This is a genomic window from Staphylococcus sp. FSL W8-1270 (assembly GCF_038007165.1).
GTDB lineage: Bacteria > Bacillota > Bacilli > Staphylococcales > Staphylococcaceae > Staphylococcus > Staphylococcus hominis.
This window is the reverse complement of the sequence record NZ_JBBOWQ010000001.1, coordinates 1,890,610-1,904,988: the sequence shown is the minus strand read 5'-3', so window position 1 is coordinate 1,904,988 and position 14,379 is coordinate 1,890,610. Positions and strand designations below refer to the sequence as shown.

Sequence of the window (14,379 nt, the reverse complement as noted above, 5' to 3'; positions counted from 1 at the left end):
AATAATTATGATTATAGTCATAGATAATAATGATTCATTTACATATAACTTGATTGATTACATAAAAACAAAAACTTCTCATTGTGTAAAGGTAATAAAGGTAACAGAAGTGACTGTAGCATTACTTGAAGAATTAACAATTGAAGCTATTGTCATATCTCCAGGTCCGGGAAAACCAAGTGACTATCCAATTTTGAAAAGCGTTTTAGATAGATACGCCTCATCGGTGCCTATATTAGGTATCTGTTTAGGGTTTCAACTCATCTATGAATATTATGGAGGGGAAATTATGCATGGGCCAAAGCCCGTTCATGGTCATACAACACCTATAATGCATACAGGTAAAGGACTTTTCAAACAGTTACCTCAAAATTTTAATGTCATGCGTTATCATTCTTTAATTGCTAATAGGCAACAATTACCTTCTCAATTAAATATTACAGCTACAAATAATGAAGGTATTATGATGGCATTTGAACATGATACACTACCTATTTTTGCAGTACAGTATCATCCTGAATCTATATTAAGTGAATATGGTCATCAGCAGATTCAATACTTTATAGAGAGAGTAGGAAAAACACATGAATATTACGTTTAATTACCGTTATTATACTAATGAAGATGACTACATCAATTATCAATTGCGATTTGATCAATATATTTCAAAATCAATTGCCTATTCTTTAGAAGAAGTAGGTGAAGTTATTCAATTTGCTGAAGAACAACAGAAAAAGGGGCATTATGTAGCGTTATATTTAACTTATGAATCAGCGCCATTTTTTAATAATCAATTAGAAACGTATCACTTAATAGAAAAAGAAGTATACGCTGCTGCATACGCTTTTAATCAACCCTTAAACTCTGATAATAATAAGGATAATATACAATATCATTCAGTACATCATTTTCAATTTCAAGAAAGTGAAGAACAAATGAGAAGAAAAATTATTAAAATACAAGAAGCTATTACAGAAGGAGATACTTATCAAGTTAATTATACTACTCGTTTATCCAGTAAAGTACATTATCCTATTTCAACGTTATATACCTATTTAACTCACAACAATAACGGTGGCTATACAGCTTTATTAGATACCGAAGAAGTAAAAGTTGCGTCAATTTCTCCAGAGTTATTTTTTCAAAAAGGTACGTTTAACAATAAAGCAAACATTATTGTTAGTAAGCCGATGAAAGGAACAATGCCACGTGGGAAAAATAGTGTAGAAGATCAGTTGAATTATGAAGCATTAATGTATTCTCATAAAGATAGAGCAGAAAATGTAATGATCGTTGATTTATTACGTAATGATATGTCAAGAATTTCAAAAACTGGAACCATCGAAGTTTATAAATTGTTTTTTATTGAAACGTATCAAACCGTATACCAAATGACAAGTATGGTAACAGGGCAACTCGAAGATGCTATATCGCTTCATTCAATTTTAACAGCAATGTTTCCATGTGGATCTATCACTGGTGCGCCTAAACAAAGTACAATGGCTTATATCAAACATTTAGAAACCAGTCCAAGACATATTTATTGCGGCACAATAGGTTTATTGTTACCAGATGATAAAATGATTTTTAACATTCCAATTAGAACAGTAGAATATCGAAATAATCTGGCTCTTTACGGGGTAGGTGCGGGAATTACCATTGATTCTGTTCCATTAAATGAAATTCAAGAATTTCGAGACAAAACCAAAATATTGGAGGAGTTATGATTGAAATTATTTGAAACAATGCGACTTAATCATGGTCATATACCAAGGCTAAACTATCATACGCGTCGTTTACGTCAATCTTGTTCACAATTAGGTTTTCAGTTTTCAGAGATTGCTTGGTATAGTTATATTGAAAATTTAAAACAAAATTATAATGACCACTTATATCGTTTGAAAATAGAAATTGATAAAGACGGACAATTTACCCACGTTATTCAGCCATTATCTTCTAAAGACAATTTTACTGCACGTTTTAAAAAGTCTAACAATGATTATCCACAAAAATTTATTATAAATAAAACAACAGAAAGAACATATTTAACGCATAATCATGAAACAGATTTGATACTACTGTATGATGATAGTGGTAAAATTTTAGAATTTGATATTGGAAATATTATGATTAAAGAAAATGGAAACTATTATACGCCACGATATAATAAAGATTTTTTACGAGGATGTATGAGAGAAAGTTTATTAGAAAATCATAAACTTAAGCTGAAAGATTATACTAAAGATGAATTAATGATAAAACTGGAAAATGAAGAAGTAGAAGTTTATTTGCTGAATAGTCTACGTGAAGTTGCTCGGGTATCTATTTATATATAAAATACATTTGATAAATATTGTGAAATTTAATTTAGTTAATAATGGAGAAGATTATGGCATTATTATGGTTAATACTTATCGTACTACTCAATAGTTTAAGTAAATATATAATCAATCGATATTTGAAGGATAATCTAATCATGCTACCGCGTATTGTAGGCACAATGACTGTGTTGTTTCAATTTGTACTAGTATATCTTTTAATTCAGTCTATCATGCCATATGCTACGCATTTATTAAATTTATTTTATCATCAATAAAATAGATTCAAATAATTTAGAATGTAATAAGAGGTGCAATAATGAAAATTTATAGTCAAGGAGACCAAGCGATTATTATAGATATTGAACAAGAAGTCGCTGAAGATGTAACAAAAAATTTAATTGCTGTACGTACACATTTATTAAATAAAGACTTACCTTTCATCACTGATATTGTACCTACAGAGTCTAGTATGATGATTTGTTATGATGCTCGAGATATGATTAAACATTATAATATTTCATCGCCATTTCAATATATGAAGGCACTTGTAAATTCAATTCAGACTGAATTAGAACATATCGAAAATAAACAAATAGCGTGTCATTTTCATAATATTCCTGTGGTTTATGGTGATCAATTTGGACCTGATTTAGAGGCTCTATTAAAATACTATCGTCTATCCAAAGAGGAATTTATTCAACTTCATTCAAAATCACATTACTTTGTCTCTATGATGGGATATTCTCCAGGCTTTCCTTATTTAACAGGAATGAATGAAAAATTATATGTTAATCATACCAGTCACAAGAAAAAAAGAGTACCTGCAGGTTCTGTCATTATTGAAGGGAAAAAATGTGGCATTGTAACGACAGATACTTATAACGATTGGTTAGTCATTGGCTATACCCCAATTAAATTATTTTCACCAGAGCGCGATAACTTTAATTTATTAAAATTAGGAGATAATGTCTTATTTCATCCTAAAAATCCAAATGATACTGAATTAGGAGATTTTAAATAATGTCAATCATAATAGAAAAACCTGGACTTTTTAGCACGTTCCAAGACTTTGGACGCCAAGGGTATGAATATGAGGGAGTCATCCCTGGCGGTGCATTAGATACATTAGGACATGAAATTGCGAATCGTCTTGTAGCAAATGATAAAAACGAAGCAACTTTAGAAATGACACATATTATGGCGAAAATTAGATTCACAGAGCCTACTTTAATTGCCTTAACAGGTCATCACTTTGAAGCGTGTACAGAAAATATGAAAATTAAACCTTATAAATTGTATTTAGTAGAAAAAGGAGAAGTATTGTCTTTCAAAGAAACGAGTACAACATCTCGTGTTTATTTAGCTATTGGAGGAGGATTTAAATTAGATTCTTGGTTAAATTCAACGTCAACAGATTTAAATGTTGGTGTTGGAGGGTTTCATGGAAGAACACTTCAAGAAGGCGATGAAATTGAAATGAAACGTGATTATACATCACGACACCGTAAACTTTTTGAAAATTTAGCACATCAGCGAACAACAAGTTGGGGAATTGATGGTTATGCTTTATCGTTTAATTATGTTTCTGATGTATTTCATGTCATTGCTAATAAAGGAACAAATGATTTTGATACTGAAACACAACAAACATTTATACATGGAGAGTACAAGGTAACGAATAAGTCTAATCGTGTAGGGATGTTATTAGAGGGTCCTAGTATTAAAGCATATTATGAAGATATGCCTGAGTATCAACCAGTAAAAAAGGGCACTATTCAAGTAAAACGTGATGGTACACCTATTATTTTATTAAATGATCATTACACTATTGGAAGTTATCCACAAATAGGTACTATAGCAAGCTATCATTTAACTAAACTTGCTCAAAAACCACGAGGATCTCGTTTGAAATTTCAATTTATAGATATTGAAACGGCTGAAAAAAATACTGTGAAGTTTAGTAATTGGATGAATCAATTATTTCACGGTATCGAATTTCGAATGCAATTAGAAATGTTAAAATAAAAAATATCATCAAAATATTGAATATTAATATTTAATGATATTTTTTAATGTAAAGGTATAGGACTATAGTCTGATTAAATTGAATAGATTAGACGTTATAATATATCAATCAGTTTAATAGTTTAGAAATGATTAGGTATATAAATGGAAAGGCTAAACTTGAGCTTTTTCTTGATAAATAAGTAAAAATACTTTATATTTATATATTGAACTATGAAGTATTATTACAAAAATATTACAAAATTCGCATTTTTTTAATAAATAGTTAACAATTAAATGTAGTGATAAAAAAGGTTCTTTTATTAAATAATAATTAAAAATTTTATTGTTTTAAAAACATATTAAATTTTAAAAATAGCATTCGTAAATGGCCGTATTTGAATAACTATAAACGGAGGAAACATTCATGAGTTTACACAAAAGAAAAATAAGTCTTTTTGCGTTTTTCTTAATGACTGTATTTACAGTAACATTGAAAACGTATTTCTCATACTATGTAGATTTTTCTTTAGGTGTTAAAGGGTTAGTTCAAAATTTAATACTATTGATGAATCCATATAGTTTAATCGCGCTTATTTTAAGTATCTTTCTGTTCTTTAAAGGTAAGAAAGCATATTGGTTTATTTTTATTGGAGGATTCTTATTAACATTTTTACTCTATGCTAATGTTGTTTATTTTAGATTCTTCTCAGACTTTTTAACGTTTAGTACATTAAATCAAGCGAGTAACGTTGAATCGATGGGGGGCGCAGTAAGTGCCTCTTTTAAATGGTATGACTTTGTGTATTTTATAGATACTATTGTTTATCTGTTTATTTTAATTTTTAAACGAAGTTGGTTAGACAAACGTGTATTTAGTAAAAAGTTTGTACCAGTAGTGATGGCAGCATCAATTGCATTGTTCTTTTTAAACTTAGCTTTTGCTGAAACTGATCGCCCTGAATTATTGACTCGTACATTTGATCACAAATATTTAGTTAAATATTTAGGTCCATATAATTTTACTGTATATGATGGTGTTAAAACGATTCAAAACAATCAACAAAAAGCATTGGCTTCTGAAGATGATTTAACTCGTGTTTTAAATTATACGAAACAAAAAAATACAGAACCAAACTCTGAATATTATGGTATTGCTAAGAAGAAAAATATCATAAAAATACATTTGGAAAGTTTTCAAACATTTTTAATTAATAAAAAAGTAAATGGTAAGGAAGTTACACCTTTCTTAAACAAATTATCGACTGGTAACGATGACTTTAGATATTATCCAAACTTCTTCCATCAAACAGGACAAGGTAAAACTTCTGACTCAGAATTTACAATGGATAATAGTTTATATGGTTTACCACAAGGATCTGCGTATTCATTAAAAGGAGATAACACATATCAATCTTTACCAGCAATTTTAGATCAAAAAGAAGGTTACACTTCTGATGTGATGCACGGGGACTACAAAACATTTTGGAACCGTGATCAAATTTATAAACATTTTGGTATAGATAAATTTTACGATGCAACATATTATGATATGTCGGATGAAAATGTCGTGAATTTAGGGTTAAAAGATAAACCTTTCTTTAAAGCATCAGCAGAATATCAATCTAAAATGAAACAACCTTTTTATTCCCATTTAATTACATTAACTAACCATTATCCATTTACTTTAAATTCAGAAGATGCAAGTATTGATAAGCCGAATACAGGCGATTCTACTGTAGATGGATATATTCAAACGGCGCATTACTTAGATCAAGCTTTAGAACAGTATATTAATGATTTGAAAACTAAAGGGTTATATGATGATTCAGTTATTATGATTTACGGTGACCATTATGGTATTTCTGAAAACCATAACAATGCAATGGAAAAATTACTGGGTGAGCAAATTACACCAGCTAAATTTACAGATTTAAATCGTACTGGCTTCTGGTTAAAAATTCCTGGCAAAAATGGGACTGTAGATGAAACATATGCTGGACAAGTGGATGTTATGCCTACTATTTTAAATTTAGTTGGTATTGACTCGAAGAATTATTTAATGTTGGGTACAGATATGTTATCTAAAGATCATAATGATGTGATTCCATTCCGTAATGGTGATTTCATCACAAAAGATTATAAATTTGTGAATGGTAAAGTATATTCAAATAAAAATAATGAATTAATAACAACGCCACCTAAAGATTTAGAAAAAAATAAGAAACAGGTGGAAAAAGATTTAGAAATGAGTGACGACGTATTAAATGGTGACCTATTCAGATTCTACAATAATCCAGATTTCAAAAAAATTAATCCGTCAAAATATGACTACAAAATAGGTCCTTATGGAAATCAAAAATAATTCAATATTAGAGAGTGTGTAAAATCAACATTCTATATTAAATGCCCGTAGATAAGTTTTATCTACGGGTTTTTTATAGTTGCATTAAAAATAAACAAAAAAGAAAGGGAGTGGGACAGAATTCATTTTGAATTCCTCGTTTTACTGTGGTAACGCATTCTTAACTTGCGTTAGACGTAGACTTTCTTATTGAAAATTTTTATGTTGGAGTCCCGAGACTAGAATTGACTGCCAATATATTAAAAATGCCTAAGACAATTTATTATGTCTCAGGCCTATTCTTTAATTTAATTATCCTAATGATACGTCTAATATCATCATTATTACAAAACCAAGCATTAAGCTTAATGTAGCTAAATCTGTATTATTACCCGATTGAGAATCAGGAATAAGCTCTTCTACAACTACAAAAATCATTGCTCCTGCTGCAAAAGCTAATGCATAAGGTAGTACTGGAGTGATAAAAATAATTGCAATGGCACCTATAGTTGCAAAAATAGGTTCTACTATTGCTGATGCTTGACCATAATTAAATGCTTTAAAACGTGTTGCACCAGCGGCTCTAATCGGCATAGACAAAGCAGCTCCTTCTGGAATATTCTGAATACCAATACCAATTGCTAAACCAAGGGCTCCAAAAAAGGTAGCTTGTCCATTTCCAGTTGCAATTCCACCAAATGCTACACCAATTGATAAACCTTCAGGAATATTGTGTAAAGTGATAGCTAATACTAGTAAAGCATTTTTACTTAAAGAAGTTTTAACGCCTTCTCGATATTGACTTTTATCACCGATTTTTTGGTGTATATGTGGAATGACTGCATCAAGTCCTCTAATAAACACACCACCTAGAATAAAACCAATCGCAGCAGGTAACCAAGCAGGTAAATGACCATTTGTACCATAATCAATGGAAGGTTGTAATAAAGACCAAAAACTTGCAGCAATCATAATTCCAGCGGCAAAACCTTGCATAGAAGTTAGAATTTTTTTGTTTACAGTCTTAAAAATAAAGACTGATGCAGCACCTAAAGCAGTTAATAACCAAGTGATAATACCAGCAATAAGTGCTTGAAGATAAGGTGGTAAATTTTCGAAAAAGTCTATCACATCTATTTTCTCCTTATATCATTTAGCATTAAAAAGGTGTATAATATATAGAACTGAATTAAGCTTATCAGAAATATATTGAAATTTCGATATTAAAAAGGAAGTAAAAATATGGAAGCGTATAAAATAGAACAACTAAATAAATCATATGCTGATAAAGTTATTTTTGATGACTTAAATCTTTCTATTTCTGAACATGAAAAAATTGGACTTGTAGGTATAAATGGTACTGGTAAAAGTACTTTATTAAAAGTCATTGGTGGTTTAGATGAAGATTTTTCAGCCGATATAACTCATCCTAATCAGTATCGTATTCGTTATTCTTCACAGAAGCAACATTTAGATGGTGATATGACAGTATTTCAAGCTGTTCTAAGTTCCGATACAGATACGTTACGTATTATTAAAACATATGAAGAAGCTATGACTATATATACAGAACATCAAAACGATGCGAATTTTAAAAAAATGATGGAAGCTCAAGAACTTATGGATCAACACCATGCATGGGATTACAATGCTGAAATTAAAACTATTTTATCAAAATTAGGTATTAATAATACGACTAAAAAAGTTAAAGAATTATCAGGCGGACAACAAAAACGTGTTGTCTTAGCTAAGACGCTTATTGAACAACCTGATTTGTTATTGTTAGATGAGCCTACAAACCATTTAGACTTTGAATCAATTAATTGGTTAATTAACTATGTTAAGCAATATCCACATACAGTTTTATTTGTGACACATGATCGCTATTTTTTAAATGAGATTGCTACACGTATTGTGGAATTAGATAGAGGAAAACTTAAATCTTATCCAGGAAACTATGAAGATTACATTGCAATGAGAGCTGAAAATGAAGTGATTGAACAAAAACAACAAGAAAAGCAAAAAGCACTTTATAAACAAGAACTTGCATGGATGCGTACAGGCGCAAAAGCAAGAACGACAAAACAACAAGCTCGAATTAATCGATTTAATGATTTAGAGACAGAAGTTCAATCTCATCATCAAAAAGATAAAGGTCAACTCAATCTTGCTTATTCTAGATTAGGCAAACAAGTATTTGAGTTAGATCATTTAACGAAAAAGATTCAAAATAAAATATTATTCAAAGATGTAACAGAAATCATTCAAAGTGGTCAAAGAATTGGTATTGTTGGCCCAAATGGTGCAGGGAAGACGACAATGTTAAATATTTTAAATCAAGATGATACTGATTATTCTGGAGAATTAAAAGTTGGCCAAACTGTAAAAATAGCTTATTTTAAACAAACAGAAGAAACTTTGGATAGTGATATACGTATGATTGACTATTTGAGAGAAGAAAGTGAAGTGGCAAAAGAAAAAGATGGTACTTCAGTTTCAGTTACTCAATTGTTAGAGCGATTTCTATTTCCGAGTGCTGCTCATGGTAAAAAGATTTATAAATTATCAGGTGGAGAGCAAAAACGATTATATTTATTGAGATTGCTTGTTCATCAACCTAATGTTCTGTTACTTGATGAGCCAACCAATGATCTTGATACTGAAACATTAACAATTTTAGAAGACTACATTAGTACATTCGGAGGGTCAGTAGTTACTGTAAGTCATGATCGTTATTTTTTAAACAAAGTAGCACAAGAATATTGGTACATTCACGATGGCCAATTAGAACGTATTATTGGAACATTCGAAGATTATGAGGCCTATAAAAAAGAAAAAGATCGACAGGATACACTTGAAAAACAAGCTCAACAACCTAAAACTAAATCAAACATTCGTAAAAAGACGGGACTGTCTTATAAAGAAAAACGGGAATATGAAGCCCTAATGGAACGTATTGAAACGACAGAACATAGACTAGAGCAAATTGATGCTGAAATGGTAGAAGCGAGCGCTGATTACGCTAAAATAAAAGAATTAAATGAAGAAAAAGAACATCTAGAGCAGTCATATGATGTAGACATCACGAGATGGAGTGAATTAGAAGAAATAAAAGAGCAATAAGGGGAATGTAAGTATGGAAGCAACTTTGTCACATTATTTTGGTTATGATACGTTTAGACCAGGTCAAAAAGAGATAATTTCTAAAATATTAAATCATCATAATGTATTAGGTGTCTTGCCTACAGGTGGTGGTAAATCAATATGTTATCAAGTGCCTGGTTTAATGTTAGGTGGTACAACGATAGTAATAAGTCCATTGATTTCTTTAATGAAAGACCAAGTGGATCAGTTAAAAGCAATGGGTATCAAAGCAGCCTATCTAAATAGTAGTTTAAATAAAAAACAACAATCTGAGATTGAAAATAAGTTAATCACTGAAGGCATTCAATTTTTATATGTGGCACCTGAACGTTTTGAAAGTAACTATTTTTTAAAGTTGCTTAGTCAAATTGATATTAACTTAATTGCATTTGATGAGGCTCACTGTATTTCAAAATGGGGACATGATTTTAGACCTAGTTATCAAAGCGTCATAAACAAAGTGTTTACACTACCTCAAGATTTTACGATTGTAGCTCTTACAGCTACAGCTACGGCCGAAGTTCAACAGGATATTATGGAAAAATTAAATATCCGAAAAGAAGATGAAATTAAAACAAGTACCAAAAGACGTAATCTCATTTTTAAAGTAAATCCGACATATCAAAGACAAAACTTTGTTATTGAATATGCTAAAGCTCATAAAGATCAAGCAGGTATTATTTATTGTTCTACACGTAAACAAGTAGAAGAATTACAAGAATCTCTAGAATCTATAAATATTGCTTCTGCTATTTATCATGCAGGTTTAACAAATAAAGAAAGAGAAGAAGCTCAAAATGACTTTGTATACGATCGTATTAAAGTTGTTATCGCAACAAATGCATTTGGAATGGGTATTGATAAATCTAATGTTCGTTATGTTATTCATTACAACATGCCTGGAGATCTTGAATCATACTATCAAGAAGCGGGTCGTGCAGGACGAGATGGCTTAAAAAGTGAATGTATTTTATTATTTAGTGAAAGAGATAAAGGATTACATGAATATTTTATTACTGTTTCGCAAGCAGATGATGATTATAAAGATAAAATGGGCGAGAAACTAACTAAAATGATTCAGTATACTAAAACGAAAAAGTGCTTAGAAGCGACAATTGTACATTATTTTGAACCGAATGCGCGTCTAGAGGAATGCGGTCAATGTAGTAATTGCATTCAACAAAATAAAACTTATGACATGACCAATGAAGCAAAAATGATTATTAGTTGTATCGCACGCATGCGTCAACAAGAAAACTATCATGTTATTATTCAAGTGTTACGTGGAGAATTAAGTGATTATATTAAATACAATCATTATCATCAACTTACAACACATGGATTGATGAAAGACTATACTACTTCAGAGTTAAGTCATTTAATTGATGAGTTACGGTTTAAAGGCTTTTTAAATGAATATAATGAAATTCTAACGTGTGATGAAAGTGTGAAAGAATTATTGAATAATGACGTCACAGTGTATACGACGCCATTTAAACATAAAAGTAAGGAAAAAGTTTTCATTAATACAATAGAAGGCGTTGATCGTGCTTTATATAGTGAATTAGTAGAAGTTCGCCGTCAATTAAGTGAAAAGTTGAATATTGCGCCTGTGAGTATTTTTTCTGACTATACATTGGAAGAGTTTGCTAAACGTAAACCAGAATCTAAACAAGAAATGATTGCGATAGATGGTGTAGGAAGCTATAAGTTAAAACATTATTGTCCTAAATTTCTTGAAACAATCCAATCATATAAAACGAATATCTAACAAAAAATTAAATATGACTTAATAAAACAACTTAGAAGCTAGAAAAATGTTTTAAGTTGTTTTATTTTTTATTGTTAAAAAATAATTAGTATTTAAATCTATTAAGTATGAATTTATCAATAAACATGATTTAATAGAAAATAAGCAATATAAATTTTATAGTGATGTGAAGGAAATGAAGGTGACAAGATGATAGAGTTTAAAAATGTAACAAAACGTTATGGAACGAATGTTGCAGTTGATGATGTGAGTTTTAAGATTAATGAAGGAGAATTTTTTATTTTAATCGGACCTTCAGGTTGTGGAAAAACAACTACTTTAAAAATGATTAATCGATTAATATCGTTAAGTGAAGGATACATATATTTTAAAGATAAGCCAGTGAGTGATTATCCAGTTTATGAGATGCGTTGGGATATTGGATATGTACTACAACAAATCGCATTATTTCCACATATGACGATTAAAGAAAATATCGCACAAGTTCCTCAAATGAAAAAGTGGAAAGACAAAGATATTCATCGACGTGTAGATGAATTATTAGATATGGTTAGATTAGATCCAAATACATACCGAGATCGTAAACCAGATGAATTATCGGGAGGACAACGTCAACGTGTAGGCGTGGTAAGAGCATTAGCAGCTGATCCTCCAGTAATATTAATGGACGAACCTTTTAGTGCGTTAGACCCCATTAGTAGAGAAAAATTACAAGATGATTTATTAGAATTACAAACGAAAATTAAAAAGACAATTATTTTTGTAACACACGATATACAAGAAGCAATGAAATTAGGAGATCGTATTTGTTTATTAAATGATGGTCGTGTTGAACAAATTGACACACCTGAAGGATTCCAAGAGCATCCTAAAAATCAATTTGTTCGAGAGTTTATGGGCGATCACTTGCATAAAGATATCAATAATTCAAAAATCTCCGATCTAAATCTTACAAGAACACTTACTGAATATGACGAAAAACAAGGATACCCAATTATAAAAGATAGTATGAAACTTCAAGATATTTACGAGATACTTGCTAAACATGAAGCAGTCATTGTAGAAAATAATCATGCTTTAACACAGTCATTATTAAGAAGAGAAGATGTTTTTGACTATCTATCTAAAAATGATAAGGAGGGTTAAAGCATGAACGAATTTTTAACAACGCTCAATGATCGTAGAGGAGAATTACTAAGAACAATTTTTGAGCACATACAAATTTCTTTTATTGCTTTATTTATCGCAATTTTAATTGCAGTACCACTTGGTATTGCTTTAACTAAAACAAAGCGTTTATCTGAAGTTGTAATGAATATCGCAGCGGTATTACAAACTATTCCATCCCTTGCTTTACTTGGATTAATGATTCCAATTTTTGGTATAGGAAAAGTTCCAGCAATTATTGCATTAGTAGTATATGCGCTATTACCTATTTTAAGAAATACATATACAGGTATTAAAGAAGTAGAGCCTTCTCTAACAGAAGCAGCCAAAGGTATCGGTATGAAACCAATGCGACGTTTAACTAAAGTCGAGTTACCTATTGCAATGCCAGTCATTATGGCAGGTATACGTACAGCTATGGTGCTTATTATTGGTACTGCTACATTAGCTGCATTAATTGGAGCAGGTGGATTAGGGGATTTGATCTTATTAGGCATTGATCGTAACAATACAGCACTTATATTGATTGGCGCTATTCCAGCTGCATTATTAGCTATTTTATTTGATTTTATATTGCGTTATATGGCGAAATTATCTTATAAAAAACTTCTTATTACACTAGGTATTATTCTATTAATTATCTTACTTGTTATTGTTGTTCCACTCTTTGGTAAAAAAGGTGCAACGATTACTATGGCAGGAAAATTAGGTTCTGAACCTTCAATTATTACGAATATGTATAAAATATTAATTGAAGAGGAAACACATGATACAGTTAATGTTAAAAGTGGTATGGGTAAAACCTCATTCTTATTTAATGCGTTAAAATCAGACGATATAGATGGGTACTTAGAATTTACAGGTACAGTACTAGGAGAACTTACTAAAGAGGATCTAAAATCTAAAAAAGAAGCTGATGTATATCACCAAGCTAAAGCAAGTTTAGAGAAAAAATATGATATGACGATGCTTAAACCAATGAAATATAATAATACCTATGCTTTAGCTGTTAAAAGAGATTTTGCTAAAAAACATCATTTACAATCAATTGGTGATTTACGTAAAGTACAAGGTCAACTTAAACCAGGATTTACTATGGAATTTAAAGATAGAGATGATGGTTATAAAGCAGTAGCTAAAAAATATAACTTGAATCTTTCTAATATTAAACAAATGGAACCTAAACTACGTTATACGGCAGTAGAGAAAGGTGACATTAATCTTATTGATGCGTATTCTACAGATGCTGAATTAAAACAATATAATATGGTAGTACTTAAAGATAATAAGCATGTCTTTCCACCTTATCAAGGTGCTCCAATGTTTAAAGAAAAATTTCTAAAAGAACATCCGGAAATTAAAAAAGCTTTAAATCAATTATCAAATAAAATTACGGATGAACAAATGCAAGAAATGAATTATAAAGTGACAGTGAAAAATGAAGATCCATATAAAGTTGCTAAACAATATTTAGAAAAAGAAGGATTAGTACATTAAATTTGTAAAAAACTCATAGATACATTTTATCTATGAGTTTTTTTTAACACATAAAGTATAAATCGATAATTTATGGTACTATTTTAATTAATAGGTAAAAAAGGAAAGTAACTTAATTTATATAGGAGTGA

General features: G+C 30.2%; 12 protein-coding genes. 11 read left to right on the top strand and 1 reads right to left on the bottom strand.

Features of this window, described 5'->3' with window-relative positions:
• Positions 1-7: 7 nt before the first annotated feature.
• The 7 genes from NSU06_RS09485 (at position 8) to ltaS (ending at position 6,690) form a co-directional block, all read left to right on the top strand.
• Positions 8-601 (top strand): anthranilate synthase component II, encoded by a 594-nt coding sequence (locus NSU06_RS09485; RefSeq protein WP_017175960.1) that lies wholly within the window; start codon positions 8-10, stop codon positions 599-601.
• Positions 585-1,727, top strand: coding sequence for a chorismate-binding protein (locus tag NSU06_RS09480; protein ID WP_049379638.1), 1,143 nt, complete (start codon positions 585-587; stop codon positions 1,725-1,727). The genes NSU06_RS09485 and NSU06_RS09480 overlap by 17 nt, the downstream gene beginning before the upstream one ends.
• Positions 1,728-2,336 carry an aminotransferase class IV gene (locus tag NSU06_RS09475; RefSeq protein ID WP_049379637.1) on the top strand — a complete coding sequence of 203 codons (609 nt, stop codon included), beginning with the start codon at positions 1,728-1,730 and terminating at the stop codon, positions 2,334-2,336. It abuts the gene before it with no gap.
• 53 nt (positions 2,337-2,389) lie between these two features.
• Positions 2,390-2,596, top strand: coding sequence for a hypothetical protein (locus NSU06_RS09470; RefSeq protein ID WP_049379636.1), 207 nt, complete (start codon positions 2,390-2,392; stop codon positions 2,594-2,596).
• A 41-nt stretch (positions 2,597-2,637) separates the two neighbouring features.
• Complete coding sequence (locus NSU06_RS09465) at positions 2,638-3,342, top strand: 5-oxoprolinase subunit B family protein (RefSeq protein ID WP_048681250.1); 705 nt, start codon at positions 2,638-2,640, stop codon at positions 3,340-3,342.
• Positions 3,342-4,346, top strand: coding sequence for a 5-oxoprolinase subunit C family protein (locus tag NSU06_RS09460; RefSeq protein ID WP_019834930.1), 1,005 nt, complete (start codon positions 3,342-3,344; stop codon positions 4,344-4,346). Before NSU06_RS09465 ends, NSU06_RS09460 begins: the two co-directional genes overlap by 1 nt.
• A gap of 406 nt (positions 4,347-4,752) precedes the next feature.
• On the top strand, positions 4,753-6,690 hold the full coding sequence (gene ltaS, locus NSU06_RS09455) for a polyglycerol-phosphate lipoteichoic acid synthase LtaS (RefSeq protein WP_145421400.1): 1,938 nt from the start codon (positions 4,753-4,755) through the stop codon (positions 6,688-6,690).
• A gap of 291 nt (positions 6,691-6,981) precedes the next feature.
• Here ltaS and NSU06_RS09450 read toward each other — a convergent pair whose 3' ends face one another.
• Positions 6,982-7,800: a ZIP family metal transporter gene (locus NSU06_RS09450; RefSeq protein ID WP_002455634.1), complete on the bottom strand. Its 819-nt coding sequence runs from the start codon at positions 7,798-7,800 to the stop codon at positions 6,982-6,984.
• A 111-nt stretch (positions 7,801-7,911) separates the two neighbouring features.
• Here NSU06_RS09450 and NSU06_RS09445 point away from each other — a divergent pair, with 111 nt between their 5' ends.
• The 4 genes from NSU06_RS09445 to NSU06_RS09430 all read left to right on the top strand — a co-directional run bounded on the left by NSU06_RS09445 (position 7,912) and on the right by NSU06_RS09430 (position 14,248).
• The gene (locus NSU06_RS09445) at positions 7,912-9,792 is read left to right on the top strand and encodes an ABC-F family ATP-binding cassette domain-containing protein (protein ID WP_340779886.1); all 1,881 of its coding nucleotides are present in this window, start codon (positions 7,912-7,914) and stop codon (positions 9,790-9,792) included.
• Between the two features lie 13 nt (positions 9,793-9,805).
• A complete protein-coding gene (recQ, locus tag NSU06_RS09440) occupies positions 9,806-11,584 on the top strand; it encodes a DNA helicase RecQ (protein ID WP_017175953.1) in 1,779 nt (592 codons plus the stop codon).
• A 189-nt stretch (positions 11,585-11,773) separates the two neighbouring features.
• The gene (locus NSU06_RS09435) at positions 11,774-12,730 is read left to right on the top strand and encodes an ABC transporter ATP-binding protein (RefSeq protein WP_017175952.1); all 957 of its coding nucleotides are present in this window, start codon (positions 11,774-11,776) and stop codon (positions 12,728-12,730) included.
• Positions 12,731-12,733: 3 nt separating this feature from the next.
• Positions 12,734-14,248, top strand: coding sequence for an ABC transporter permease/substrate-binding protein (locus NSU06_RS09430; RefSeq protein ID WP_069723654.1), 1,515 nt, complete (start codon positions 12,734-12,736; stop codon positions 14,246-14,248).
• Positions 14,249-14,379 lie beyond the last annotated feature (131 nt).

Excerpts from the sequence above, each read along its gene's own strand:
- ltaS (WP_145421400.1), top strand. The coding sequence starts at position 4,753 with ATGAGTTTACACAAAAGAAAAATAAGTCTTTTTGCGTTTTTCTTAATG.
- NSU06_RS09470 (WP_049379636.1), top strand. The coding sequence starts at position 2,390 with ATGGCATTATTATGGTTAATACTTATCGTACTACTCAATAGTTTAAGT.
- NSU06_RS09445 (WP_340779886.1), top strand. The coding sequence starts at position 7,912 with ATGGAAGCGTATAAAATAGAACAACTAAATAAATCATATGCTGATAAA.
- recQ (WP_017175953.1), top strand. The coding sequence starts at position 9,806 with ATGGAAGCAACTTTGTCACATTATTTTGGTTATGATACGTTTAGACCA.
- NSU06_RS09480 (WP_049379638.1), top strand. The coding sequence starts at position 585 with ATGAATATTACGTTTAATTACCGTTATTATACTAATGAAGATGACTAC.
- NSU06_RS09460 (WP_019834930.1), top strand. The coding sequence starts at position 3,342 with ATGTCAATCATAATAGAAAAACCTGGACTTTTTAGCACGTTCCAAGAC.
- NSU06_RS09430 (WP_069723654.1), top strand. The coding sequence starts at position 12,734 with ATGAACGAATTTTTAACAACGCTCAATGATCGTAGAGGAGAATTACTA.
- NSU06_RS09485 (WP_017175960.1), top strand. The coding sequence starts at position 8 with ATGATTATAGTCATAGATAATAATGATTCATTTACATATAACTTGATT.
- NSU06_RS09465 (WP_048681250.1), top strand. The coding sequence starts at position 2,638 with ATGAAAATTTATAGTCAAGGAGACCAAGCGATTATTATAGATATTGAA.
- NSU06_RS09435 (WP_017175952.1), top strand. The coding sequence starts at position 11,774 with ATGATAGAGTTTAAAAATGTAACAAAACGTTATGGAACGAATGTTGCA.